This is a genomic window from Nocardioides sp. (assembly GCF_041913365.1).
Classification (GTDB): Bacteria; Actinomycetota; Actinomycetes; order Propionibacteriales; family Nocardioidaceae; genus Nocardioides.
Genome location: NZ_JAYSFM010000013.1, coordinates 1 through 23836, shown reverse-complemented (window position 1 = coordinate 23836; position 23836 = coordinate 1). Strand labels below are relative to the sequence as shown.

25 protein-coding genes are annotated in these 23836 nt (G+C 71.8%); 10 read left to right on the top strand and 15 right to left on the bottom strand.

What is annotated here, in order from left to right; genetic code table 11:
• Positions 1-56 precede the first annotated feature (56 nt).
• A complete protein-coding gene (locus tag ACE3QY_RS19920) occupies positions 57-887 on the top strand; it encodes a DUF72 domain-containing protein (RefSeq protein ID WP_374457801.1) in 831 nt (276 codons plus the stop codon).
• A 4-nt stretch (positions 888-891) separates the two neighbouring features.
• On the opposite strand, the gene ACE3QY_RS19915 is transcribed toward ACE3QY_RS19920, so the two are convergent.
• The 5 genes from ACE3QY_RS19915 to ACE3QY_RS19895 are packed head-to-tail and all read right to left on the bottom strand — an operon-like array spanning position 892 to position 4594.
• The gene (locus ACE3QY_RS19915; protein WP_374457800.1) at positions 892-1077 is read right to left on the bottom strand and encodes a hypothetical protein; all 186 of its coding nucleotides are present in this window, start codon (positions 1075-1077) and stop codon (positions 892-894) included.
• Positions 1077-2642 (bottom strand): long-chain fatty acid--CoA ligase, encoded by a 1566-nt coding sequence (locus tag ACE3QY_RS19910; RefSeq protein WP_374457799.1) that lies wholly within the window; start codon positions 2640-2642, stop codon positions 1077-1079. The genes ACE3QY_RS19915 and ACE3QY_RS19910 overlap by 1 nt, the downstream gene beginning before the upstream one ends.
• A gap of 31 nt (positions 2643-2673) precedes the next feature.
• A complete protein-coding gene (locus ACE3QY_RS19905) occupies positions 2674-3126 on the bottom strand; it encodes an SRPBCC family protein (RefSeq protein ID WP_374457851.1) in 453 nt (150 codons plus the stop codon).
• A complete protein-coding gene (locus tag ACE3QY_RS19900; RefSeq protein ID WP_374457798.1) occupies positions 3123-4016 on the bottom strand; it encodes a phosphoribosylaminoimidazolesuccinocarboxamide synthase in 894 nt (297 codons plus the stop codon). The genes ACE3QY_RS19905 and ACE3QY_RS19900 overlap by 4 nt, the downstream gene beginning before the upstream one ends.
• A 29-nt stretch (positions 4017-4045) precedes the next feature.
• Positions 4046-4594 carry an antibiotic biosynthesis monooxygenase gene (locus ACE3QY_RS19895; RefSeq protein WP_374457797.1) on the bottom strand — a complete coding sequence of 183 codons (549 nt, stop codon included), beginning with the start codon at positions 4592-4594 and terminating at the stop codon, positions 4046-4048.
• Positions 4595-4726: 132 nt separating this feature from the next.
• Here ACE3QY_RS19895 and ACE3QY_RS19890 point away from each other — a divergent pair, with 132 nt between their 5' ends.
• Positions 4727-5710 (top strand): sulfotransferase, encoded by a 984-nt coding sequence (locus tag ACE3QY_RS19890; RefSeq protein WP_374457796.1) that lies wholly within the window; start codon positions 4727-4729, stop codon positions 5708-5710.
• On the opposite strand, the gene ACE3QY_RS19885 is transcribed toward ACE3QY_RS19890, so the two are convergent.
• Genes ACE3QY_RS19885 through ACE3QY_RS19875 form a run of 3 tightly spaced genes read right to left on the bottom strand, consistent with a single transcriptional unit; the run spans position 5694 to position 7426 of the window.
• On the bottom strand, positions 5694-6572 hold the full coding sequence (locus ACE3QY_RS19885; RefSeq protein ID WP_374457795.1) for a hypothetical protein: 879 nt from the start codon (positions 6570-6572) through the stop codon (positions 5694-5696). The two genes, ACE3QY_RS19890 and ACE3QY_RS19885, sit on opposite strands and share 17 nt — an antisense overlap.
• A 46-nt stretch (positions 6573-6618) precedes the next feature.
• A complete protein-coding gene (locus ACE3QY_RS19880) occupies positions 6619-6888 on the bottom strand; it encodes an acylphosphatase (RefSeq protein ID WP_374457794.1) in 270 nt (89 codons plus the stop codon).
• A gap of 19 nt (positions 6889-6907) precedes the next feature.
• Positions 6908-7426, bottom strand: coding sequence for a hypothetical protein (locus ACE3QY_RS19875; RefSeq protein ID WP_374457793.1), 519 nt, complete (start codon positions 7424-7426; stop codon positions 6908-6910).
• A 139-nt stretch (positions 7427-7565) separates the two neighbouring features.
• On the opposite strand from ACE3QY_RS19875, the gene ACE3QY_RS19870 reads away from it, so the two are divergent.
• The gene (locus ACE3QY_RS19870; RefSeq protein ID WP_374457792.1) at positions 7566-9005 is read left to right on the top strand and encodes an MFS transporter; all 1440 of its coding nucleotides are present in this window, start codon (positions 7566-7568) and stop codon (positions 9003-9005) included.
• A gap of 11 nt (positions 9006-9016) precedes the next feature.
• Here ACE3QY_RS19870 and purB read toward each other — a convergent pair whose 3' ends face one another.
• The 4 genes from purB to ACE3QY_RS19850 are packed head-to-tail and all read right to left on the bottom strand — an operon-like array spanning position 9017 to position 13605.
• Positions 9017-10438 carry an adenylosuccinate lyase gene (purB, locus tag ACE3QY_RS19865; protein ID WP_374457791.1) on the bottom strand — a complete coding sequence of 474 codons (1422 nt, stop codon included), beginning with the start codon at positions 10436-10438 and terminating at the stop codon, positions 9017-9019.
• Positions 10439-10454: 16 nt separating this feature from the next.
• Entirely contained in the window at positions 10455-11021 is a 567-nt protein-coding gene (locus ACE3QY_RS19860) for a TetR family transcriptional regulator (protein ID WP_374457790.1), read from the bottom strand.
• A gap of 32 nt (positions 11022-11053) precedes the next feature.
• The gene (purD, locus tag ACE3QY_RS19855) at positions 11054-12325 is read right to left on the bottom strand and encodes a phosphoribosylamine--glycine ligase (protein ID WP_374457789.1); all 1272 of its coding nucleotides are present in this window, start codon (positions 12323-12325) and stop codon (positions 11054-11056) included.
• Positions 12322-13605 (bottom strand): adenylosuccinate synthase, encoded by a 1284-nt coding sequence (locus ACE3QY_RS19850; protein ID WP_374457788.1) that lies wholly within the window; start codon positions 13603-13605, stop codon positions 12322-12324. Before ACE3QY_RS19850 ends, purD begins: the two co-directional genes overlap by 4 nt.
• A gap of 179 nt (positions 13606-13784) precedes the next feature.
• Between ACE3QY_RS19850 and ACE3QY_RS19845 the strand changes: the two genes are divergently transcribed.
• A complete protein-coding gene (locus ACE3QY_RS19845) occupies positions 13785-14696 on the top strand; it encodes a diacylglycerol kinase family protein (protein WP_374457787.1) in 912 nt (303 codons plus the stop codon).
• 65 nt (positions 14697-14761) lie between these two features.
• Here ACE3QY_RS19845 and ACE3QY_RS19840 read toward each other — a convergent pair whose 3' ends face one another.
• Complete coding sequence (locus tag ACE3QY_RS19840; RefSeq protein ID WP_374457786.1) at positions 14762-15751, bottom strand: DNA-binding response regulator; 990 nt, start codon at positions 15749-15751, stop codon at positions 14762-14764.
• 251 nt (positions 15752-16002) lie between these two features.
• Between ACE3QY_RS19840 and lysS the strand changes: the two genes are divergently transcribed.
• Positions 16003-17712, top strand: coding sequence for a lysine--tRNA ligase (gene lysS, locus ACE3QY_RS19835; protein ID WP_374457785.1), 1710 nt, complete (start codon positions 16003-16005; stop codon positions 17710-17712).
• Positions 17713-17813: 101 nt separating this feature from the next.
• Positions 17814-18335, top strand: a complete 522-nt coding sequence (locus ACE3QY_RS19830; RefSeq protein ID WP_374457784.1) for a hypothetical protein — start codon at positions 17814-17816, stop codon at positions 18333-18335.
• Here ACE3QY_RS19830 and ACE3QY_RS19825 read toward each other — a convergent pair.
• Positions 18328-18798, bottom strand: coding sequence for an acyl-CoA thioesterase (locus ACE3QY_RS19825; RefSeq protein ID WP_374457783.1), 471 nt, complete (start codon positions 18796-18798; stop codon positions 18328-18330). The two genes, ACE3QY_RS19830 and ACE3QY_RS19825, sit on opposite strands and share 8 nt — an antisense overlap.
• Before the next feature lie 37 nt (positions 18799-18835).
• On the opposite strand from ACE3QY_RS19825, the gene ACE3QY_RS19820 reads away from it, so the two are divergent.
• The 4 genes from ACE3QY_RS19820 to ACE3QY_RS19805 all read left to right on the top strand — a co-directional run bounded on the left by ACE3QY_RS19820 (position 18836) and on the right by ACE3QY_RS19805 (position 23024).
• On the top strand, positions 18836-19261 hold the full coding sequence (locus tag ACE3QY_RS19820; RefSeq protein ID WP_374457782.1) for a DUF3151 domain-containing protein: 426 nt from the start codon (positions 18836-18838) through the stop codon (positions 19259-19261).
• Positions 19262-19372: 111 nt separating this feature from the next.
• The gene (locus tag ACE3QY_RS19815; RefSeq protein ID WP_374457781.1) at positions 19373-19654 is read left to right on the top strand and encodes a DUF3311 domain-containing protein; all 282 of its coding nucleotides are present in this window, start codon (positions 19373-19375) and stop codon (positions 19652-19654) included.
• Positions 19651-21369 carry a monocarboxylate uptake permease MctP gene (gene mctP / locus ACE3QY_RS19810; RefSeq protein WP_374457780.1) on the top strand — a complete coding sequence of 573 codons (1719 nt, stop codon included), beginning with the start codon at positions 19651-19653 and terminating at the stop codon, positions 21367-21369. Before ACE3QY_RS19815 ends, mctP begins: the two co-directional genes overlap by 4 nt.
• 137 nt (positions 21370-21506) lie before the next feature.
• Complete coding sequence (locus ACE3QY_RS19805; protein ID WP_374457779.1) at positions 21507-23024, top strand: DHA2 family efflux MFS transporter permease subunit; 1518 nt, start codon at positions 21507-21509, stop codon at positions 23022-23024.
• A gap of 177 nt (positions 23025-23201) precedes the next feature.
• On the opposite strand, the gene ACE3QY_RS19800 is transcribed toward ACE3QY_RS19805, so the two are convergent.
• A partial coding sequence (locus tag ACE3QY_RS19800) for a class II fructose-bisphosphate aldolase (RefSeq protein WP_374457778.1) occupies positions 23202-23836 on the bottom strand: 635 nt, incomplete at its 5' end.

Here is a 23836-nt window from a genome sequence, read left to right as displayed (position 1 = left end):
TGCGGGCCCCGCGCCGGGCACGCATGTGCGGACACCGGCCCGGGTACGCGGAGTCCATGATCCGCGTCGGCATCTCCGGCTGGCGGTACGCCGGCTGGCGCGGCGTCTTCTACCCGCCCGGCCTCCCCCAGCGCCGCGAGCTCGAGCACGCCGCGGCCCGGATGTCCACGATCGAGGTCAACGGCTCGTTCTACGCGCTCCAGCGGCCGTCGAGCTGGCGGTCGTGGGCAGCCGAGGTGCCCGAGGACTTCGTCTTCGCCGTGAAGGGCCCACGGTTCATCACGCACATGAAGAAGCTGGTCGACGTGGAGGCGCCGCTGGCCACGTTCCTCGCCACGGGTGTGCTCTCGCTCGGCCACCGCCTCGGACCGATGCTGTGGCAGCTGCCGCCCAACCTCGGCTTCCACCCCGACCGGCTGGCGGCGTTCTTCGACCTGCTCCCACGGCGTACGTCCGAGGCGGCGGCGCACGCCACTGCCCACCACGACGCGTCGAAGCTCAAGGAGCCCGCCGACACCGCGACGCCGGAGGACCGCCCACTGCGCCACGTGCTCGAGGTGCGGCACGACTCCTTCCGCAACCCCGAGTTCTGCGAGCTGCTCCGCGCGCACGACATCGGGATGGTGGTCGCCGACTCGGCCGGCACGTGGCCGATGTTGGACGAGGTCACCAGCGATGTGGCGTACGTCCGGCTCCACGGCGACCAGGAGCTCTACACCAGCGGCTACTCCGACGCTGCCCTCGACCACTGGGCCGAGAAGGCCCGCCGCTGGGACGCCGACGGCCTCGACGTGTACGTCTACTTCGACAACGACGCCAAGGTCCACGCCCCCTTCGACGCCCTCGCCCTCCAGGAGCGCCTCGGGATCACGCCGCCCGAGCGTTGAGGGGTCATTCGCGGCGGCGCGCCGCGACGATCACGAGCGCGACCCCGAGGCCGGCGACGAGGGGACCGAGGATCGCCCAGATGCTCTGGTCGGTCATCGGGCTGCCCTCGAGGTAGCCGAGGCCCTGCGCGGTCCAGACGCCGCCGGTCGCCACCATCACCACGCCGAGCGCGATGAGGAGTGCGCGCATCAGCTCAGCTCCCGCTTGAGGATCTTCCCGGTCGCGGTCATCGGGAGGGCGTCGACGAACTGGACGATGCGGGGGTACTTGTAGGCGGCCATCTGCTCCTTGGCCCACGCCACCAGCTCGTCCTCGGTCACCGTCGCGCCGTCGTTGCGGATCACGACCGCCTTGACCTCCTCGCCGTGGCTGTCGTGGGGTACGCCGATCACAGCGGCGAGCGACACGTCGGGGTGCGTCATCAGCACCTCCTCGACCTCGCGCGGGTACACGTTGTAGCCGCCGCGGATGATCATGTCCTTGGAGCGGTCGACGATGTAGTACCAGCCGTCGGCGTCCTTGCGGCCGAGGTCGCCGGAGCGGAACCACCCGTCGACGATCGCCTCCTTGGTGGCGTCGGGGCGGCCGTAGTAGCCCTTCATGATGTTCGGGCCCTTGATCGCGATCTCGCCGACGACGTCGGGCGCGTCCTCGACGTCCTCCCGGACCCCGGGCTCAGGGTCGATCAGCTTCATCTCGACGCCCGGGATCGGCTTGCCGATCGACCCGACGCGGACCGGCTCGCCCCACACCGAGAAGCTCGCGACCGGCGAGGTCTCGGAGAGTCCGTAGCCCTCGAGGATGGTGACGCCGAAGCGGCGCTCGAACTCCTTGTGCACCTCGACCGGCAGCGCGGAGCCGCCGGCGACGGCGACCCGCATCCGCTCGGCGAGCTTGTGCACGTCGACGCCCGAGTCGTCCAGGGCACCGAGCAGCCCCCAGTACATCGTCGGGACGCCGGCGAAGAACGTCACGCCCTCCTTGTCCATCAGCGCCAGCGCGGGACCGGCCTCGAAGCGCGGCAGCAGCACGACGGTGCCGCCGAAGGCGAAGCCGGCGTTCATGATCACGGTCTGGCCGAAGGAGTGGAACAGCGGCAGGACGCACAGCAGGGTGTCGGGGGTCTCGGCGTCGGCGCCGAAGAGCGCGTCGCTGGCCAGCGCGTTGCTGATCATGTTGCGGTGCATCAGCTCGGCGCCCTTGGGCTGCCCGGTGGTGCCAGAGGTGTAGAGGATGACGGCGGTGTCGTCGCCGTCGACGTCGACGGTCGCGAAGACCGGCGACTGTCCGACGAGCGCCTGGCCCAGGGTCGGCGCCCCCTCGATCGGCGACTCAGCCGCCGGGTCGGCGGTGATCAGGAAGAAATGCTCGCAGCCCTCGGCCTGCTCGAAGCCGGCGTGCCCCTCGGCGCCGATCGGCAGCTCGGGCGTGCCCTGGAAGCAGAAGTACGCCTTCGCGTCCGAGTCGTCGAGGTGGTAGGCCACCTCGCGGCCCTTGAGCAGCACGTTGAGCGGCACCACGGTCGCGCCGGCCTTGAGGATGCCGTAGTAGACGATCGGGAAGTACGGCAGGTTCGGGCAGCTGAGCGCGACCTTGTCCCCCGGCTGGATGCCGCGCGAGACCAGCAGGTGGGCGACCTGGCTGGCGGCGGCGTTGACCTGCGCGTAGGTCAGCCGGGTGTCGCCGAGCACCACGGCGGTGCGGTCGGGGTGGGTCTCGGCGGTGCCTTCGAGGAGCGAGGAGAGGTTCGGCATGGCGCCAACCTACTCAGCAGTCAACAGGCCGTCACCCGTCTGCGCGTGGCTCCTTGTGCTGCGCGATCCGGTGGCTGGCGGTGCGCAGGTCGGCGGCGATCGCGCGGCCGGCGAGCAGGCCGGAGCTGCCCGCGGCCATGGCGTACACGCCGGAGCCGTTCACCTCGCCCTCGGCCACGACCCGGCACCCGCGCGCGGTCGAGGTGAAGCGCAGCCGCAGCGTCGCCTCGACCCCGCGCCACGTGCCGCGCTCGGCCCACGAGCGGAAGGGCGCGAACTCCACGACCACCAGGCTGGGTCGGACGCCGACCATGGTGAGCTCGGTCCAGGCCTGCCCGAGGTGTGGCTCCTCGTCCTCGGGGACGTCGGTCGACAGCAGGCTCGACTGCCACTCCGGCCGCAGCCGGGGATCGACGAGGTAGGTGAACGCTTCCTCCGCCGTGTGCGGCATCTCCTCGGTGGCGGAGAAGCGGCGGGTGGTCAGAACGTCTCCCCGGTGAGCAGCTCGAACGCCTCGACGTAGCGGGCGCGGGTGCGCTCGACGACCGCGTCGGGCAGGGGCGGCGGGGCCTCGCCGGAGTGGCGGTCCCAGCCGGACTCACCGGTCAGCCAATCGCGCACGATCTGCTTGTCGTACGACGGCTGGGCGCGGCCCGGCTGCCACTGGTCGGCCGGCCAGAAGCGGCTGGAGTCGGGGGTGAGGACCTCGTCGCCGAGGATCGTGGTGCCGTCGGGTCGCCGGCCGAACTCCAGCTTGGTGTCGGCCAGGATGATCCCGCGCTCTCGCGCGATCGCGTGGGCCTTGTCGTAGACCTCCATGGTCAGCATCCGCAGCTCGGCCGCGGCGTCGTCGCCGACGGCCTCGACGACGGCCTCGTAGTCGACGTTCTCGTCGTGGTCGCCGAGCGCGGCCTTCGTGGCGGGGGTGAAGATCGGCTCGGGCAGGTGGCTGCCGTCCTGCAGTCCGGCCGGGAGCGGGATGCCGCAGACCTCGTTGGTGCGCTGGTAGTCGAGCAGCCCGGAGCCGGTGAGGTAGCCGCGCGCCACGCACTCCACCGGGAACATCTCGAGCCGCTCGCAGACCACCGCGCGGCCGGCGACCTCCTTGGGCACATCGGTCGACACGACGTGGTTGCCGACCAGCGCGGAGAGCTGGTCGAACCACCACAGCGACATCCGGGTGAGGATCTCGCCCTTGTCGGGGATGGTCGTGTCGAGGACGAAGTCGTAGGCCGAGATGCGGTCGCTGGCGACCATCAGCAGCCGACCCTCGTGCTCGCCGGAGTCGATCCGGTAGAGGTCGCGCACCTTGCCCGAGTGGATGTGGGTGGCGCCCTCGATGACAGGGGCTGCGGGGATGTTCAGCTCGGCCACGCGGCCAGCCTATCGGTGACCGACGGGGGTCAGCGGTGCAACCACCACGACATCCTCCGCGTGATCCACGGGAGGAAGACGTAGGTCATCAGGGGCGTCATCACCGTGGTGACCAGCACGACGCGCGGCACCAGGGGCCAGCCCGAGATGGTGTGCGAGGCGATGAAGTTGGCGGTCAGGCTGAGCGGCAGGAAGACCAGGAAGATCACGACCATCTGCTTCCAGCGCGGCGGCGGGACGGGCGCGGCGCTGAGCGCCTCGACCGAGGCGGGCTCGTCGAACCAGCCCTCGATGCCCGTACGCCGCTCGCGACGGCTCTCCTCGACGTCACCCTGCGCGGCCTCGAGCCACCAGGCGCGCTGCGGGGAGGCCTCCCACGCGGCGAGCGAGTCGGCGTCGGCGAAGCGGTAGAGCATGTGCCAGTCGGTCGAGTCGGTGCTCGGGCGGACCCAGCCGGAGCCGAGGAACCCGTCGAACCTCTCGGCCATCGAGGTCCCCGCCTGCATCCAGGCCAGCATCTGCGCGGTGTGCGACGGGTCGACGTGGCGGGTGACGGACACGGTGACGGGGGCGGTCATCCGTCCAGTGTCGAGCGTGGGCGCCCGCGGAGTGAAGCCGCGGGCGACGAGATCCCGCCCACTCCGCACTGGTCCTCGCTTTGTCGACTGACTTACTCTAGATTCGGACCGACGCCCTGGGAGGGGACCCGCATGAGCCGAGCACCACGCCCCGACTTCCTCGTGATCGGCGCACCCAAGGCCGGCACGACCGCGCTCCACGCGGCGCTGGCCCAGCATCCCGACGTGTTCGTCTCCACGCCCAAGGAGCCGAAGTACTGGCTGTGCGACGGCGCCCCGCCGCCGGCCTGGCGCGGCCCGGGCGACAAGCACTCCCAGCAGGAGTGGATCTGGCGCGCCGACCAGTACTACCCCCTCTTCGAGCCGGCGGCCGAGCACCAGGTGCGCGGCGAGAGCACGCCGTTCTACCTCTGGAGCCGCGGCGCCCACCGCCGCATCGCCGAGGACCTGCCCCGCGTCAGGCTGATCGCGGTGGTGCGCGACCCGATCGACCGGGCCTACAGCAACTGGATGCACCTCTGGTCCGACGGCCTGGAGCCGGAGTCGGACTTCGTCACGGCGTTCGAGCGCGAGGCCGAGCGGGTGCGGGCCGGTTGGGCGCCGTTCTGGCGCTACCGCGGCCTCGGCCGCTACGGCGAACAGCTCGACCACCTCCACCGCCACGTCGACCCCGAGCGGGTCCTGGTGCTGCGCTACCGCGACCTGGTCGACGACCCGCGCACCGCCGTCGACCGCGTCAGCCGGTTCCTCGGGATCCGGGAGGGGATGGTCGGGTCGATCCCCCGCGACAACTCCCGCAGCTTCGTCTCGCCCGGCTGGCGCCCGCGCCTGCTCGGCCCGGTGGTGCGCGGTGGCGCCCGGCTCGGCCAGTTCGCCCCGCCGGAGGTGTGGCGGGTCCTGCACCCGCCGCTGATCGGGCTGCTCGGTGACGGCCGGCAGGCGCACCGGCCCAAGCTCGACGCCGTGCTGCGCGAGCGGCTGGTGGAGTCGTACGCCGACGACGTCGCGCTGCTCGAGCAGCTGACCGGGCAGCGCTTCGACGACTGGCTCTCTCCGGAGAGCCGCGGTTCCTACCAGGAGCGGGCGACCGTCACCCCGATCAGCGCACGCAGGTGACCAGGTCGTGCGCGCCGTCGGGGCGGGCCGCCTCGACGTAGTAGCGCACCCGGCCGTCGGGCAGCGGCACCGCGGTCGCGTAGCGGAACGCCCCGTCGGAGTGCGGCGAGGAGATCGGCGGGTGCTCGGTGCGGGTCAGGGCCGTGCCGTCCCACACGGCGACCCCGGTGGTCTCGAACCAGTTCGACTCCGCGTCGGGGCGACCGTCGTAGAGCACCGTGCCGTCGGGCAGGACCGCGGACACCCGGGCGCCGCGCGCGTCCCACTGACCGTCGCGCCCGGCCAGCACCTCGCCGTGGTCCTGCCACTCCAGGCCGTCGGTGCTGGTGAGCCGGCGGGTGGTCATCCGGTCCTCGTGACCGGGCACGTCCAGGGGGTGGCAGCACAGCCACATCTCGTAGCCGTCCGCGCCGACCGTGATCACGGGGTCCTTCACGCCGGTGGCGGCGTCGCCCTCGTGCACGACACGTCGTACGCCGTCGGGCAGGCCCGCGACGGTGTCGGCGGTGAGGCTGTCGACCCACCAGTGCTTGGAGTCCGGGGTCGCGCAGGACAGGTAGAGCCGCCACCCGCCCTCGCGGAGCGGCACCAGCACCGGCCGCTCGAAGGACTCCGCGCCGAATGCCTCGCGGGAGACCTCGGTGACCGGCTCGAAGGCGACGCCGTCGGTCGAGCGCGCCACCACGACCGAGACCCCGCGGCCGTCGGTCAGCGGACGGCGTACGCGCCAGGTGAGCCAGAAGACGCCGTCGACGAGGACCGCACTGGCGGCACCCGCCCAGTTGCCGGCGCCGGTGCCCGGCGCGGGCACGACCACCTCGACGTCGTCGTAGGTCGGCGGGATGACAGTGCGCGTCGTCATGACCCCACGATAGTCGACAAGGTCACACCACTTTGAGACCTCGCTGTCAGTAGCGGGTCTCGAACGACGTCGCCCCGCTCGGGCTCGCCTCGCGCACCGCGACGTGCTCGACCCGAGCCGCCGACGGCCCCGACCGGCACCAGGCGACGAGCGCGTCGACCGCGTCGTCGTCACCCTCGGCGTGCACGAGGACCGAGCCGTCCGGCTCGTTGCGCACCCAGCCGGAGACGCCGAGGGACCTCGCCCGCTCCTCGGTGTACCACCGGAACGAGACCCCCTGGACCCGACCGCTGACCCGTGCCTGGACCGCCTTCATGCCCCCATCATGCGACGGATCAGCCGGCGCCGATCGTGTAGGTCACCTGGCCCGACGCGGCGTCGGCCATGACCATCGCCGACTGGTCGCCCTTGGAGTACATCGCCAGGCGGGACTCACCCGTCTCGGTGACCTGCTCCTTGGTCCACCCGTTGGCCTCGAGGTCGGCGACCGCCTCGTCGAAGGCCGCGATCGCGTCGTCGGTCGCGATGGTGACCATCGCACCCTCGGGGGTGTCGACGGAGGAGACGATGTCGCCGTCGACGACGGACAGCTCGTCGGGGAACGCCTCGGGCACCTCGCCCGTCCCGACCTTCACGGTGCCGTCCTCGCCCTCGATGGTGACCTCGTCACCGTCGATGTCGACGTCGACGTCCTCCCCCGCGTCCTCGATCGCCTGCTCGGCGAGCTTCTCGCCCGCCTCGTCGGCCGCCGAGTCGCTCGCGTCACCGCCGCAGCCCCCGACCAGCGCGGTCGCCGCCACCAGCACTGCCGCGCCTGCGGCGCGACGCCATCCGATCCTGCCGATCCTGCCCACCCTGCGCATCGTGCCCCTGTTCCTCGTCCGTGTGGGGCCAGCCTCCCGACACACGACGGGGTGTGGCAAAGCAGGCTGGACCAGTGGTCCAGTGGCGACCGACCGGCCCGGCTCGGGCCGGGGTGAGAGGCTGGCGAGGATGACCGAGCAGACCCGGGACGCGGCGGCCGCGGAGGCGGCGTACGAGCCCGACCCGCGGCGCTGGCGGGTCCTCGCGGTCTCCCTCGTCGTCGGCTTCATGTCGCTGCTCGACGTCACGATCGTCAACGTCGCGGTCCCCTCCATCCGCGCCGGGCTCGACACCAGCGCGGCCACGGTCCAGTGGGTCGTCTCGGGATATGCCCTGGCCTTCGGCATGACCCTGGTGGCCGGCGGCCGGCTCGGCGACGCGCACGGCCGACGGCGGCTGATGACGATCGGCCTGGTCGGCTTCGTCGTCTCCAGCGCTGCCGTCGGGCTGGCGCCCAACGCGGCGGCCATCGTGGTCGCCCGCCTCGCGCAGGGCGCCAGTGCGGGCCTGCTCACCCCGCAGAACTCCGGGCTGATCCAGCAGCTGTTCCGCGGGGAGGAGCGCGGGCGTGCGTTCGGGATGTTCGGGTTCACGGTGGCGGTCGCCTCGGCGACCGGGCCGCTGATCGGCGGGGCGCTCATCGGGCTGCTCGGCGACGAGCGCGGCTGGCGGTCGCTCTTCCTGGTCAACGTCCCCATCGGGCTCGTGGCGCTCGTGCTGATCCGGCGGCTGGTGCCCGACAACCCCGACGCGGAGGCCGACGCCGACCGCGACCCGCGCGTGGACCTGCCCGGTGCCCTGCTGCTGGGGCTCGCCGTGCTGTCGGTGCTCTTCCCGCTCATCAGCCTCGAGGGCGGGGCCGGCCTCCCGCTCGTGCTCCTGCTGGCCTTCCCGCCGCTCGCGTGGGCGTTCGTGCACTGGGAGGTGCGGACCGTGCGGCAGGGGCGGTCGCCGCTCCTCGACGTCTCGCTCCTGCGCGGGTTGCCCGGCTACGCCAACGGCCTCCTCGTCGGCACCCTCTACTTCACCGGCTTCACCGGCATCTTCCTGGTGTTGTCGGTCCACCTGCAGGAGGGCGAGGGCTTCTCGCCCCTGCACACCGCCCTGCTGATGACCCCCTTCGCCTTCGGCGCGGCCGTGACCTCACCGCTCGCCGGGCGCCTCGTCGGACGGGTCGGCCGCCGGGTCACGCTCGTGGCGCTGTCGGTGATGATGACCGGCACCGCGCTCGCGGCGTGGCTGGTGACGTCGCCGCCCGACACCCTGTGGTGGACCCTGGCGCCCGCGATGTTCCTCGCCGGGATCGGCGGCGGAGGGGTCATCTCCCCGAACTTCACCCTCAGCCTCGCCGAGGTCCCGCCGCGGATGGGCGGGGCGGCCGGCGGCGCGCTCCAGACCGGCCAGCGCATCGGCTCGGCGCTCGGCGCCGCGCTCCTGATGACGGTCTACCAGGCCGTCAACGCCCTCACGTCCGCACCCGTCGCGGCGCGCGCGGCGCTCCTGGCCGCCCTGGTGGTGCTCTCGATCGCCCTCGCCGCCGCCGTACGCTCCTGGCGCGCGGGCGACTGACCGCGGGACGACTACAGGATCGCGCCCGGGACGTACGCCGCTGCGTCGGGGTGGGCGGCGGCCAGCGCCTCGATCCGGCGCACGACCGCACGGGTCTGGGCCACGGCCGCACCGGTGAACTCGATCGGGTCGGCGACGAGCGCGTCGATCTGGTCGAGGGTCAGGCCGAGGCGCTCGTCGGCGGCGAGCTTGGCGAAGACGTCGTTGTCGGCCTGCCCGGCGCGCATCGCGAGCGCGGTGCCGACGGCGGCCTCCTTGATCGCCTCGTGCGCGGCCTCGCGGCCGACGCCGTTGCGCACGGCCGCCATCAGCACCTTGGTGGTGGTGAGGAACGGGAGGTAGCGGTCCAGCTCGCGCTGGATGACGGCAGGGAAGGCGCCGAACTCGTCGAGCACGGTGAGGAAGGTCTGGAAGAGGCCGTCGGTGGCGAAGAACGCGTCGGGCAGGGCGACGCGGCGCACCACCGAGCACGAGACGTCGCCCTCGTTCCACTGGTCGCCGGCGAGCTCGCTGACCATCGAGAGGTGGCCGCGGAGGATCACCGCGAGGCCATTCACCCGCTCGCAGGAGCGGGTGTTCATCTTGTGGGGCATCGCCGACGAGCCGACCTGACCCTCCTTGAAACCCTCGGTCACCAGCTCGTGGCCGGCCATCAGGCGGACCGTGGTGGCGAGGTTGGACGGCGCACTGACGAGCTGGACGAGGGCCGAGACGACGTCGAAGTCGAGCGAGCGCGGGTAGACCTGCCCGACGCTGGTGAGCACCAGGTCACCGAAGCCGAGGTGGTGGGCGACCCGCTCCTCGAGCTCGTGCAGCTTGTCGGCGTCGCCGTCGAGCAGGTCGAGCATGTCCTGCGCGGTGCCCATCGGGCCCTTGATGCCGCGCAGCGGGTAGCGAGCGAGCAGCTCCTCGACCCGGTCGACGCCGATCATGAGCTCGTCGGCGATCGTGGCGAAGCGCTTGCCGAGGGTGGTGGCCTGCGCCGCGACGTTGTGGGAGCGGCCGGCCATCACGGTCGCCTCGTGCTCGGCGGCGAGGCGGCCGAGGCGGACCAGGGCGGCGACGGCACGGTCGCGCACCACCTCGAGCGAGCGGCGTACCTGCAGCTGCTCGACGTTCTCGGTCAGGTCGCGCGAGGTCATGCCCTTGTGGATGTGCTCGTGCCCTGCCAGGGCAGAGAACTCCTCGATGCGCGCCTTCACGTCGTGGCGGGTGACCCGCTCGCGGGCGGCGATCGAGTCGAGGTCGACCTTGTCGATGACGGACTCGTAGGCCTCGACGACGCCGTCGGGCACCGCGACGCCGAGGTCGCGCTGGGCCTTCAGCACGGCGACCCACAGCTGCCGCTCGAGGACGATCTTGTGCTCGGGCGACCAGATCTCGGCGAGGTCGGCACCGGCGTAGCGGGTGGCCAGGACGTTGGGGACGCTCACGGCCCCGATTCTCCCATCACGGCGCGACGAGCCGGCGGGCCGCCTCCACCACGGACGCCCGCCGCTTGGGCCGGGTGTTGTTGCGGGCCGACGGCGTGTACTCCGGCGGCAGCGACGCCCACGTGGTGGCGATGCTGATCAGCAACCCCAGCAGGACGTCGGCGGTGAAGGCGTCGGTGATGCGACCCTCGCGTTGGGCCGCGCGGATGGCCGCGAGCTTGGCGGCGTTGGCCTCGACGATCGCGGGGTGCGGCGCGTCGTCAGCGGAGCGCTCGAGGCGGTACCAGGTGGCGAGCCGGGCGAGCGAGGGGTCGTCCTCGAACTGGTCGAAGATCCGCCCCATCGACTCGGGCAGGTCGTCGGCGTCGAACGGGTCGGCCTCCAGGACGTCCTGCAGGAGCCCGGCGAGGACGGCCTCGAAGAGCCCGTCCTTGCTGCCGAAGTAGTGGTAGATCTGCGCCTTGTTGGTCCGGGCCGCGACGGCGATGCGGTCGACCCGGGCACCGGCGATGCCGAGCTCGGCGAACTCGGCGGCAGCCGCCTCGAGGAGGCGCTGCCGGGTCGCCTCCGCGTCGCGTGCCATGGGCGGAACTTATCAACCAACCATCCAGTTGTTCAGTCCGTTCGGGCCGCAGCGCCCTCCACCGCGCCGAGCGGCTCGGCCGCGATGTCGCGGCGCCACTGGGCGCCGGGGAAGCTGATGCTCGAGATCCCTTCGTACGCCTTCGCGCGGGCGTCGGCGACGTCGGTGCCGGTCGCGCGGACGGCGAGCACCCGTCCGCCGGCGGTCACCAGGCCGGCCCCGGTGCGCGCGGTGCCGGCGTGGATGACGTCGACGTCGTCCTCCTCGAGCAGGGTCTCGGTGCCGACGATGACGTCGCCCGACCGGGAGCCCTCGGGATAGCCCGCGCTCGCCATCACGACCGTGACCGCCGCCCCCTCGGCGAAGGTCGGCTCCGGCACGGCGGCGAGGTCGCCCGCAGCGGCCGCGGCCAGCAGCTGGCCGAGCGGTGAGGTCAGCAACGCCAGCACGGGCTGGGTGTCCGGGTCGCCGAAGCGGCAGTTGAACTCGATGACCTTCGGGCCGGTCGAGGTGAGCGCGAGCCCGACGTAGAGGCACCCGACGAACGGCGCCCCGCGGCGCTGCATCTCCGCCAGTGTCGGCACGACGACCTTCGCCATCACCGCCTGCACCATGTCGCCCGGCAGCCAGGCCAGCGGGGCGTAGGACCCCATTCCGCCGGTGTTGGGCCCGCGGCCACCGTCGAAGATGCGCTTGAAGTCCTGGGCCGGAAGCAGGGGCACGCCGGTCGTGCCGTCGCAGACCACGAAGATCGAGAACTCCGGTCCGTCGAGGAACTCCTCGACCACCACGCGGTCGCACCCGGCCGCGTGGGCGAGGGCCTCCTCGCGGTCGGTGGTGACGACGACGCCCTTGCCGGCGGCCAGCGAGTCGTCCTTGACGACGTACGGCGCGCCGAAGGCGTCGAGCGCCGCGGCGACCTCCTCGGGCGTGGTGCACGTGTGCGAGCCGGCCGTCGGCACACCGGCGGCGGCCATGACCTCCTTGGAGAAGGCCTTCGACCCCTCCAGCCGGGCGGCCTCGAGCGAGGGGCCGAAGCAGGCGATCCCCGCGTCCCGTACGGCGTCGGCGACGCCGGCGACCAGCGGGGCCTCCGGGCCGATGACCACCAGGTCGGCGCCGATCGAGGCGGCGAGCGCGGCCACGGCCGCGCCGTCCATCGGGTCGACGTCGTGCAGGGTGGCGACGGCGCCGATGCCCGGGTTGCCGGGTGCGGCGTGCACCTCGGTCACGGCCGGGTCGTGGGACAGGGCGAGGGCGAGCGCGTGCTCACGGCCGCCGGTGCCGATGACGAGAGTCTTCACCCGTGCACGACCACGGTCTGCTCGCGACCCGGGCCCACGCCGACGCCCCAGATCTTCGCGCCCGACATCTCCTCGAGGGCCTGGACGTAGATCTGGGCGTTCTTGGGCAGCTCGTCGAAGCTGCGGCAGCCGGAGATGTCGCTCTTCCAGCCGTCGAAGAACTCGTAGACCGGCTTCGCGTGGTGGAACTCGGTCTGGGTCATCGGCATCTCCTCGACCCGCTGCCCGTCGATCTCGTAGGCGACGCAGACCGGGATCCGGTCCCACGCGCCGAGGATGTCGAGCTTGGTGAGGAAGAACTCGGTGAGGCCGTTGACCCGGCTGGCGTAGCGGGCGACCACGGCGTCGTACCAGCCGCAGCGCCGCGTGCGGCCCGTCGAGACGCCGATCTCGCCGCCGAGCTGCTGGAGCTGGGTGCCGTCCTCGTCGAAGAGCTCGGTGGGGAACGGGCCGGAGCCGACGCGGGTCGTGTAGGCCTTGATCACGCCGATCACGCGGTCGATGCGGGTGGGGCCGATGCCGGCGCCGACGCACACGCCCCCGGCGACCGGGTTGGAGGACGTGACGAACGGGTACGTGCCGTGGTCGACGTCGAGCATCGTCGCCTGGGCGCCCTCGAACAGCACGGTCTGGCCGGCGTCGAGCGCCTGGTTGAGCAGCAGCGAGGTGTCGCAGACCATCGGCCGCAGCCGGTCGGCGTACGACGTGAGCTCCTCGACGACCGAGTCGACCTCGATCGCGCGGCGGTTGTAGACCTTGGTCAGCAGGTGGTTGCGCACGTCGAGCGCGGCCTCGACCTTCTGCGTGAGGATCTTCTCGTCGAAGATGTCGGCGATGCGGACGCCGACGCGGTTGATCTTGTCGGCGTAGGCCGGGCCGATGCCGCGGCCGGTGGTGCCGATCTGGTTCTTGCCGAGGAAGCGCTCGGTGACCTTGTCGATCGTCGCGTGGTAGCTCGCGATGACGTGGGCGTTGGCGCTCACCTTGAGGTCGGCCACCTCCACGCCCCGCTCGACCAGCCCGTCGAGCTCGCGGAAGAGCGCCTCCGGGGAGACGACCACGCCGCCGGCGATGACCGACGTGGCGCCCGGCGTGAGGATGCCGCTGGGCAGCAGGTGGGTGGCGTACTTCTCGCCGTTGACCACGATGGTGTGGCCGGCGTTGTGGCCGCCGCTGGTGCGGACCACGAAGTCGATCGGGTCCGTGGTGGCCAGCAGGTCGGTGGCCTTCCCCTTGCCCTCGTCGCCCCACTGGGCGCCGAGCACGACGATCGCGGGCATCTCAGCCCTCCTAGTCACGTCAGCAGAAATGACGACAGCCCCGGCACAAGGCACCGGGGCTCTTGCGGCGCCACGTTACCGCACCTCGCCGGGGCTGCCGATACGGCGGCACGGGCCCGGACGTACGCCGCCACCTGAGGGTGGGATGTGGCCGCGCGACGGTGGGCTAGTGTCCGGCCGTGCGCTCCTTGCTCGTGATCACGAACGCCGACGCCGGCACCTCCGACGAGGAGCGCCTGGCCACGGCCCTCGAGGTGCTGCGTGAGAAGGCCTCGGTCGAGGTCGCCAAGACCTCCAACCCCGGCGAGCTCGACGGCGTGCTGCACCGCGCCGGCGGGCGCACGGTCGTGGTCGCCGGCGGCGACGGCAGCCTGCACGCCGTCGTGACGGCGCTCTACAAGCGCCAGGAGCTGGCCGGCACGACGCTCGGCCTGCTGCCGATGGGCACGGGCAACGACTTCGCGCGCGGCAACGACATCCCCCTCGAGATCGAGGACGCCGCTCGGCTGGTGCTCACCGGCCGGCCGCGCAAGGTCGACCTGCTGGTCGACGAGACCGGCAACATCGTGGTCAACAACGTGCACGTCGGCGTCGGCGCCCAGGCCAGCCGCAAGGGCGCGACCTGGAAGACCCGCCTCGGCGCGATCGGCGTCGGCAAGGTCAACCTCGGCAAGCTGGGCTACCCGATCGGGGCCGCGATGTCGGCCTTCCACCCGCCGAACTGGCGGCTGCGCGTGGAGCTCGACGGCGAGGTCGTCAACGACGTCAACCGCCCGGTCCTGATGGTGGCGATCGGCAACGGCGGCAACGTCGGCGGCGGCACCGAGCTCAACCCCGACGCCGACACCGAGGACGGCCTGCTCGACGTGATGATCAGCCGCGCCGTGAAGCCGCTGGCCAAGCTGGGCTACGTCGCCCGCCTCCGCAAGGGCGAGCACGACGAGCGCGACGACGTGGTGACGCTGCGCGGCCGCACGGTCAAGGTCAGCGGCGACGAGTTCTGGCTGTCGGCGGACGGGGAGGTCTCCGGCCCGGAGCGCAGCCGCAGCTGGCGCCTGGAGCCGGCGGCGTACGCGATGATCCTGCCCTGACCGACACCCTCGCCGGGGTCGAGTGCCTTCGCGGCAGCAGTCCCCGCGGGGCTGCGCACTCGACCTCAGAGCCAGCCGCGACGGACGGCCTCCACCCCGGCCTGGAAGCGGGTGTCGACGCCCAGCTCGGTCATCAGGGCGGCGATCCGGCGGCGGACCGTGCGCAGGCCGATGCCGAGCTTGCGCGCGATGACCTCGTCGGTCGCGCCGGCCATCAGCTGCTCCAGCAGGAACTGCTTCCCGTCGAGGCTGATGTCGCCCTCCTCGAGCTCGGGGACCGGGGCGGCGCTGGCCCACATCGACTCGAACCACATCGTCAGCGCGGCCACGATCGAGCGCTGCCGGATGTGCACCCGCGGCTCGTCGACGAAGCCGAGCGGCTCGGGCAGCACCGCGTGGGCGTCGCCGAAGATGAACATCCGCGTGCGCACCTCCGACATCACGCGCACCTCCTCGCCCATCCGGGCGCGGACCCGCAGCGCCTCCGGCGCCTCGGTGAGCGCGCGCACGGGATAGATGGCACGCGAGCGCCGCCCCGTCGCCATCGCCTCGGCGAGCATCTCGCTCACCAGGGACTCCCGCGGCATGGCCCACGCGTCGGGCCGCAGCCACAGCATGTCGCCGCGGCTGGTCTGCACCATGAGCTTGAGGAGCTCGAGCGGGTTGCCGCCGGAGCTGAGCTCGCCGTCGAGCGGGTGGACCTCGCTCAGGTGCTGGCGGTCCGGCCGCGTCGACGCCGCCACGAGGTGGGGCACGGCGCTGGACAGCTCGGCCAGCTTGGTGGCCGACGCCGCCGCCGAGCGTGCCTCGTGCAGCACGAGCGCGGAGAGGGCCTCGGCGAGAGGTGGTACGACGACGCGGTCCTCGCCCACGACCACGAGCCCCCGGTCGATCAGGGGCGCCAGGTCGCGCAGCAGCTTGTCGGGATCGGCCTGGACGAGCTGTGCCACGCCGGTGATCGTGTGCCCCGACACGGGGACGAGCCGGAAGTAGAGGTGCTCGGTGGGGCGGTCGAGGCCGAGCGCCGCGAGGACGGAGGACGGGTCACCGGGCATGGATGGCAGTTTAGTGCCAGCGGCACTCGCGACCCGTGTGGCAGGGTCCGGCCACCCCATACTTGACCGACCAGTCGCGTGCGGGGGTGTGCGACGCGGTCTGCTCCTCAGGAGCACAGCGTCGGAGTCGCCGCGGGGGACGGCTCCGGCGCTTCCTCGATTTCGGGCCCATCGACAGCCGCCCGCCACGTCCTCGTCCGCGTCTTCGCCCGCGCGTCGAGCGCCTCCCGCGCCCCGTTAGCCTTGCGCGCATGGCACGAGGACAGCAGGGCGATCCGGTCGACTGGGTGACGCGCGCGGCGGACGACGCCGTACGCCACGCCGGCGAGGGCAACCGGGTCACCGTCGCGTCCGGTGCCTCCCCCAGCGGCCCGATCCACCTGGGCAACCTGCGCGAGTTCATCACCCCGCACTTCGTGGCCGAGGAGCTGCGGCGCCGCGGCGTGCCCGTGCGCCACCTGCACTCGTGGGACGACTTCGACCGCTTCCGCAAGGTGCCGGCGGGGGTGCCCGCCGAGTGGGCCGAGCACATCGGCCGCCCGCTGACCGCGGTGCCCGACCCGTGGGAGTGCCACGCCAGCTGGGCCGAGCACTTCAAGGCGCCGCTGCAGGAGTCGCTGCGCGAGCTCGGGGTGGAGATGGAGGAGGTCTCCCAGACGGAGATGTACACCTCCGGCGCCTACCGCGACCAGGTGCTGCTGGCCGTCTCCCGCCGCGACGAGATCGAGGCGGTGCTGGCCAAGCACCGCACCAAGAGGGTCGCACCCGCCGACGACGCCTCCGAGCAGGAGGCCGCCGACCTCGCCGACTCGGTCGCCAACGAGGACGACGAGGAGGGCGACCCGTCCGCGGCCGCGTCCGCCGACGCGATCGCCCGCTTCCCCTACCGCCCCTACTGCCGCGAGTGCGGTCGCGACACCGTCACCACGACGGCGTACGACGACGCCACGACGACGCTCTCCTACACGTGCTCCTCGTGCGGCTTCGAGGGCACCACGGACCTCTCGACCGACACCGACGGCAAGCTGGTGTGGAAGGTCGACTGGCCGATGCGCTGGGCCTACGAGTCGGTGAACTTCGAGCCGGCCGGGCGCGACCACATGACGCCGGGGTCGTCGTACACCGTCGGCACCGAGCTGGTGTCCTCGATCTTCGACTGGCGGGCGCCGGCGCGAGTGATCTATGCCTTCGTCGGGTTCGCCGGCGTGCAGAAGATGTCGTCCTCGGCCGGCGGCGTGCCCACGGCCACCGACGCGCTGCGGATCCTCGAGTCGCCGATGCTGCGCTGGCTCTACGTCCGCCGCGCCCCGACCCAGGCCTTCGACATCGACTTCGGCGCGTCCGTCGTGCGGCTCTACGACGAGTGGGACGCGCTCGGCCGCAAGGCCGCCGAGAAGTCCGACGTCGCGACGCTGGCGTGGCAGCGCGCGTCGTCCACCGCGGCGGGCACCCTGCCCACCCCGGCGGTCCCGGTCCCGTTCCGGACGCTGTCCTCGGTCGCCGACGTGACGGCAGGCTCCGCCGAGCTGATCTCCCGGATCATCGAGTCCTCGGGCTTCCCGCACGACTCGGTCGACGACCTCGAGCCGCGGCTGACCAAGGCGATGCAGTGGACGGCGGAGCACGTCCCGGCCGACGAGCGCACCAACGTCCGCTCCGCTCCCGACACCGAGCGGCTGTCGTCGCTGACCGAGGACGAGGAGCTGTGGCTGCGGATCTTCCTCGACCGGCTGCCCGCCGAGCCCGACCTCGACTCTGTCACCGCGGTCGTCTACGGCACGCCCAAGGTCGCCCGCGGGCTGGGCTTCGAGGACGCCCCGACCGACCAGGTGAAGGCCGACCAGAAGGACTTCTTCCGGCTGCTCTACAACCTGCTGGTCTCCGCCGACCGCGGCCCGCGCCTCCCCACGCTGGTGCTCGCCCTCGGAACGGAGAAGGTACGCCACCTCCTCGGCGCCTGACACGTCACGACAATTCGGGAAACTTCCTCACCGTCGCTCGTCCTCACCCGTCGGGTGGTGCCATCGGGAGATCGGCTCCAACCCACGTGGAGGAAGAGATCATGCCCAGCAACGCACTCGGCTCGCTCCGGCGCGGCCTCCCGGCGATCGCCGTCGCCGCCCTGCTCGTCGCCGCCGCGGCCACCAGCGGCGCCACCGCCGCCCTCGTCATCACCGGCGACGACATCAAGAACAACACGGTGACCACCAAGGACATCAAGAACGCCACGCTGACGGCCCAGGACGTCAAGGACAGGTCGCTGTCGAGCAAGGACCTCAGGACATCGGTCGTCGAGGACCTGAAGGGCGCGACCGGGCCCGCCGGGCCCGCGGGCCCTCCCGGCATCTTCGGCTACCAGATCGTCACCAAGTCGGTCTCGCTTCCGCCCCTGACGACCACCGACGTGACCGCGACCTGTCCCGCGGGGAAGCGGCTGCTGAGCGCAGGCGGGTGGCTGATCAACCAGTACCAGGGCGCCGCGGTCATCTTCACCGAGACCAGCGCGACCGCGGCCGGCTACAACGACAGCGACCTGGCGACCGACACGCTGACCGTCCAGGTGGTCTGCGCCGTCGTCAGCTGACCCGGCGGAAGCCCACCGGAGCACCGAGGTAGTGCTCGAGGTCGGCGCGGACGGTGTCGCTGATCGTCCAGGCCGCCTGCGCGTGGTGGTCCCAGAGCACGTTGACGCACTCCCAGACCGCCGCCGGGTGGCCGCCAGCCTCGACCCGGAGCTCGGCCGACACCGTGAAGGAGGACCGGCCGACGCGCGACACCCACAGCGCGGCGAGGAACGGCTGGTAGGGCACGAACCGCATCTCGGAGTGGTACTCGATCGTCTGCGACGCGACGAGCTCGGACACCCCGGGGTCGGCCCGGTGCAGCAGCCCGGCGGCGCCCTCGGGCAGACCGGGGAGGCGGGCGAAGCGGAGGAACTCGTAGCGGGCCTCGTCGAGCACTCGGACCGCCTCCACGTTGTCCACGTGGCCCGCGAGGTTGATGTCGCGGAAGCGCGCCTGGATCTCGGTCGTGAAGGTCTCACCCATGGGAGGAGTCTCCCCGACCCGGATCTAGGGTTGGCCCATGACCTCCGGTTCCTTCGGCGGCGACCTGATGGCCGGTCCCCCGCCCACCCACCTGCCCGCCGACCCCGCCGACGCCGAGCTCGCCGGCGGCGACGCCCCGGCTGCCGTCGTACGCCGTCACCCGGCGTCGCCGGCCGCGTGGGCGGCCCTCGCCCAGCAGGCGCAGGAGGCCGGCGCGGACGACGTGACGGTCTACGCCTACGCCCGCGTCGGCTACCACCGCTCGCTCGACATGCTCCGCCGCAACGGCTGGAAGGGCCACGGCCCGGTGCCGTGGGAGCACGAGCCCAACCGCGGCTTCCTGCGCTCGCTCGCCCTCCTCGCCCTCGCCACGCGGGCGATCGGTGAGACCGACGAGTGGGAGCGCTGCTCGACCTTCCTCCGCGACTCCAGCGCCACGGCGGCCGACGAGCTGCTCGGCTGAGCCGAGCCTGCGCGACCGTTCGTCGCGCCAGACCGACCGCTCGTCGGCGCAGGGTCCCGCCCCTTCCCAGGGGTGGGTGACGGCCGTCACGCCGGGAGTAGGGTCTCGCGGGTGAATTCCGGGAACACACCACAGTCGCGCCCCGACCAGGGCCCACCCCCGACCGACAAGGGCAAGATGGCGATCGCCGGCGTCCTGCTCCTGATCCCGATCGTCGCCCTCCTCTGGGTGCCGAGCTATGCGAAGACCGATCCGGAGCTGTTCGGCTTCCCCTTCTTCTTCTGGTACCAGTTCCTGTGGGTCTTCATCTGCTCCGCGCTGACCTTCGCGGCCTACCGGCTCACGCTCTCGGCCCGCGGCCTGAGCGGCCACAAGGTCGGTGAGGACCGATGACCCCGCAGCTGACCGTCCTCGCCGCCGACACCGGCGGCGTCAACGGCGTGGCCCTCGGGGTGCTGATCGCGCTCTTCGCCGTCGTCACGGTCGCCGGCTTCATGGCGAGCCGCTTCATGCGTGCCGACTCGATGGAGTCGCTCGACGAGTGGGGCCTGGGCGGCCGCAAGTTCGGCACCTGGATCACCTGGTTCCTGCTCGGCGGCGACCTCTACACGGCGTACACCTTCGTCGCGGTCCCCGCGGCGATGTTCGCCACCGGCGCGGTGGCTGGCTTCTTCGCCGTCCCCTACACGATCGTGCTCTACCCGATCATCTTCATCTTCATGGCGCGGCTGTGGTCGGTGAGCCACCGCCACGGCTACGTCACCACCGCCGACTTCGTCCGCGGCAGGTACGACGACCGCGGGCTGTCGCTGGCCGTCGCGGTCACCGGCTTCGTGGCCACCATGCCCTACATCGCCCTCCAGCTCGTCGGCATCCAGGCGGTGCTCGAGGTGGCCGGCCTCGGCGGCGGCGACAACATCATCGCCAAGGACGCGCCGCTCTTCATCGCCTTCGCGCTGCTCGCCGCCTACACCTACTCCAGCGGCCTGCGGGCCCCCGCGGTGATCGCCTTCGTCAAGGACATCCTGATCTACCTCGTGATCATCGTGGCGATCGTCTACCTCCCCGGCCAGGTCGGCGGTTGGGACGCGATCTTCGGTGCCGCGCAGGACAAGATGGAGGCGACCAACGAGGTCACCGGCAAGCCCACCGGGGCGTTCATCCCCGGCGTCGGGCAGGGCTGGGCGTACGCCACCCTCGCGCTCGGGTCGGCGATGGCGCTGTTCATGTACCCGCACTCCGTCACCGCGTCGCTGTCGTCCAACTCCCGCAACACGATCCGCCGCAACGCCGCGATCCTGCCGGCGTACTCCTTCGTGCTGGGCCTGCTGGCCCTGCTCGGCTGGGTGGCCATCGCGGCCGGGACGCAGCCGATCGGGCTCGACGGCGAGCCCAACGCGCAGCTGGTGATCCCGCAGCTGTTCGAGGACATGTTCCCGTCATGGTTCGCGGGCGTGGCCTTCGCGGCCATCGCGATCGGCGCGCTCGTGCCGGCCGCCATCATGTCGATCGCCGCCGCCAACACCTTCAGCCGCAACATCTACAAGGAGTGGCTCAAGAAGGACGCCACTCCGGCGCAGGAGGCCAAGGTCTCCAAGCTGATGTCGCTGCTGGTGAAGGCCTTCGCTCTGGTGTTCGTGCTGACGCTGGACAAGCAGAACGCCATCAACTTCCAGCTCCTCGGCGGCATCTGGATCCTGCAGACCTTCCCGGCCGTGGTGTTCAGCCTCTTCACGCGCTGGTTCCACCGCTACGGCCTGCTCGTGGGCTGGGCGGTCGGCATGGTCTACGGCACGGTCGAGGCCTACCAGGTCATCAACCCGGTCACCGGCAAGCACTTCGGCGGCTCGCTCGGCGAGATCCCCGGGCTCGGCGAGATGGGCTACATCGCGATGACCGCGTTTGTGATGAACGTGGTGCTGGCCGTGGTGATCAGTGCGGTCCTCAACGCGATGAAGGTGTCGAACGGCTCCGACGAGACGATCCCGTTCGACTACTTCGCCGACGCCGACGACCCGCGCGTGCAGAAGGACCTCACCGAGCACGGGCACCACGGTGACGCCTACGGCGACCCGGACGACATCCCCGGCAACGCGCCCGCGCGCTAGCCACCGCTGGTTGAGGCGCGAGGAGCGCCAGCGACGAGCCTCGAGACCTGTGTGGTTTCGAGGCTCGTTGCGCTCGCACCTCGACCAGCGTCCGGCGCCGGGGAATCGATGTCGGGACGCCGGTGTTCACTGGGACCGTGACCGCCATCCGAGACTCCGCCACCACGACCGGCACCGAGATCAGGCCCTGGCCCGCGCTGGGCGCGCTCTGCGTCGGCTTCTTCATGATCCTCGTCGACATGACGATCGTGTCGGTGGCGACGCCTGCGATCCTCGAGACCTACGCGCCCCACGGCGCCTCGGTCAACGACGTGATCTGGGTGACCAGCGCCTACCTCCTGGCCTATGCCGTCCCGATCCTGATCACGGGCCGGCTCGGTGACCGGATCGGGCCCAAGCGGATGTACCTCGGCGGCCTGGTGGTCTTCACCGTCGCGTCCCTGTGGTGCGGCCTGGCCTTCGAGATCTCCGACAGCATCTGGATGCTGGTCGCCGCCCGCGTGCTGCAGGGCTTCGGCGCCGCAGCGGTCGCGCCGCAGACGATGGCCGTGATCACCCGCATCTTCCCGCGCGAGAGCCGCGGCTCGGCGATGAGCCTGTGGGGCGCCACCGCCGGCGTCGCCACGCTCGTCGGCCCGATCCTCGGCGGGGTGCTGGTCGACGCCGCCGGCTGGGAGTGGATCTTCTTCATCAACATCCCCGTCGGCGTCGTCGGCTTCTACCTCGCCTGGCGCCTGGTGCCCTCACTGGAGGTGCACGAGCACTCCTTCGACTGGCTCGGCGTCGCGCTCAGCGGGGTCGCCCTGCTGCTGCTGGTCTTCGGCATCCAGGAGGGCCACGCCCTCGACTGGAACGGCACGATCATCGCGATGATCGTCGGCGGCCTGGTCGTCGGCGCCGTGTTCGTGTGGTGGCAGTCGAGGATCCAGCGCGAGCCGCTGATGCCGCTCTCGCTCTTCCGTGACCGCAACTTCTCGCTGGCCAACATCGCCATCACGTCCGTCGGCTTCGTCTTCGCCTCGATGGGCTTCCCGCTCATGCTGTGGGCCCAGCTGGTGCGGGGCGACTCCCCCACGCAGGCCGGACTGCTGCTGGCCCCGATGGCGGTCATGTCGATCGTGCTCGCGCCGATCGCCGGCCGGCTCACCGACCGCGTCCACCCGCGGATCCTCGCCGGTGCCGGCCTGGTCGTGCTGGCGATCTCGCTGGTGCTGCTGGCGTCCTCGCTCGGCGCCGACACCCCCCTCTGGCAGGTCCTCGGCTCGATGGCACTGCTCGGCGTCGGCAGCTCGTTCGTCTGGGCGCCGCTGACCACGACGGCCAACCGCAACCTCCCGCTCCACCAGGCCGGTGCCGGCGCGGGCATCTACAACGCCAACCGCCAGATCGGATCGGTCGTCGGCGCCGCCGCGATCGCGGTGCTGATCGACAGCCGCCTCGCGGCCAACGGCCTCTCCGGCGGTGGCACGTCCGAGGCCTCCCTCGGCGGCACCCTCCCCGAGGCCGTGCACGGGGCCTTCAGCACGGCGATGTCGCAGGCGATGTACCTCCTGCCCGCGGTCCTCGTGCTCGGTGTCCTCGCGGTCCTGCTCTTCGAGCGGCCCCAGCACTTCGGCGACGCGCCCGCCGAGGCACCCGCCCCCGCCGCGCACTGACGTACGCCACCCTCGGCTCCCGCCAACGCACGAGCGGTGACCCACCTACATTCCGTCGACCGGGAATGTGGGTGGACCACCGCTCACACGCGTGTCGGCGTACGACGCGCCCGCGGGCGGTGGCCGACCTACATTCTGACGACTGGAAATGTAGGTGGACCACCGCCCAACGGACGATCAGCCGGCGAGCGAGGTGCCCGCCGACCGCAGGTTCTGGCAGGCCTCGACGATCCGCTCGGCCATGCCGGCCTCGGCGGCCTTGCCCCAGGCGCGGGGGTCGTAGGTCTTCTTGTTACCGACCTCGCCGTCGACCTTCAGCACGCCGTCGTAGTGGGCGAACATGTGGGCCGCGACGGGGCGGGTGAAGGCGTACTGGGTGTCGGTGTCGACGTTCATCTTCACGACGCCGAAGTCGACCGCGTCGCTGATCTCCTGCGCGGTCGAGCCGGAGCCGCCGTGGAAGACCAGGTCGAACGGGCGGGCGTCGGAGCCGAGGCCGAGCTCGGACGCAGCGGCCTCCTGCGCGGACTTGAGGATCTCCGGGCGCAGCTTGACGTTGCCCGGCTTGTAGACGCCGTGCACGTTGCCGAAGGTCAGGGCGGTCATGTAGCGACCGCGGTCGCCGGCACCGAGCGCCTTGATCGTGGCGATGGCGTCCTCGGGGGTCGTGTAGAGCTGGTCGTTGATCTCGTTGGCGACGCCGTCCTCCTCGCCACCGACGACGCCCACCTCGATCTCGAGGATGATGTTGGCCGCGGCGCACTTGGCGAGCAGCTCCTCGGCGATCTGGAGGTTCTCCTCCAGCGGCACGG

Coding starts and splice junctions, on each gene's coding strand:
- ACE3QY_RS19920 (WP_374457801.1), top strand. CDS start 57: ATGATCCGCGTCGGCATCTCCGGCTGGCGGTACGCCGGCTGGCGCGGC.
- ACE3QY_RS19915 (WP_374457800.1), bottom strand. CDS start 1,077: ATGCGCGCACTCCTCATCGCGCTCGGCGTGGTGATGGTGGCGACCGGC.
- ACE3QY_RS19910 (WP_374457799.1), bottom strand. CDS start 2,642: ATGCCGAACCTCTCCTCGCTCCTCGAAGGCACCGCCGAGACCCACCCC.
- ACE3QY_RS19895 (WP_374457797.1), bottom strand. CDS start 4,594: ATGACCGCCCCCGTCACCGTGTCCGTCACCCGCCACGTCGACCCGTCG.
- ACE3QY_RS19890 (WP_374457796.1), top strand. CDS start 4,727: ATGAGCCGAGCACCACGCCCCGACTTCCTCGTGATCGGCGCACCCAAG.
- ACE3QY_RS19885 (WP_374457795.1), bottom strand. CDS start 6,572: ATGACGACGCGCACTGTCATCCCGCCGACCTACGACGACGTCGAGGTG.
- ACE3QY_RS19880 (WP_374457794.1), bottom strand. CDS start 6,888: ATGAAGGCGGTCCAGGCACGGGTCAGCGGTCGGGTCCAGGGGGTCTCG.
- ACE3QY_RS19870 (WP_374457792.1), top strand. CDS start 7,566: ATGACCGAGCAGACCCGGGACGCGGCGGCCGCGGAGGCGGCGTACGAG.
- ACE3QY_RS19860 (WP_374457790.1), bottom strand. CDS start 11,021: ATGGCACGCGACGCGGAGGCGACCCGGCAGCGCCTCCTCGAGGCGGCT.
- ACE3QY_RS19850 (WP_374457788.1), bottom strand. CDS start 13,605: ATGCCCGCGATCGTCGTGCTCGGCGCCCAGTGGGGCGACGAGGGCAAG.
- ACE3QY_RS19840 (WP_374457786.1), bottom strand. CDS start 15,751: ATGCCCGGTGACCCGTCCTCCGTCCTCGCGGCGCTCGGCCTCGACCGC.
- lysS (WP_374457785.1), top strand. CDS start 16,003: ATGGCACGAGGACAGCAGGGCGATCCGGTCGACTGGGTGACGCGCGCG.
- ACE3QY_RS19830 (WP_374457784.1), top strand. CDS start 17,814: ATGCCCAGCAACGCACTCGGCTCGCTCCGGCGCGGCCTCCCGGCGATC.
- ACE3QY_RS19825 (WP_374457783.1), bottom strand. CDS start 18,798: ATGGGTGAGACCTTCACGACCGAGATCCAGGCGCGCTTCCGCGACATC.
- ACE3QY_RS19820 (WP_374457782.1), top strand. CDS start 18,836: ATGACCTCCGGTTCCTTCGGCGGCGACCTGATGGCCGGTCCCCCGCCC.
- mctP (WP_374457780.1), top strand. CDS start 19,651: ATGACCCCGCAGCTGACCGTCCTCGCCGCCGACACCGGCGGCGTCAAC.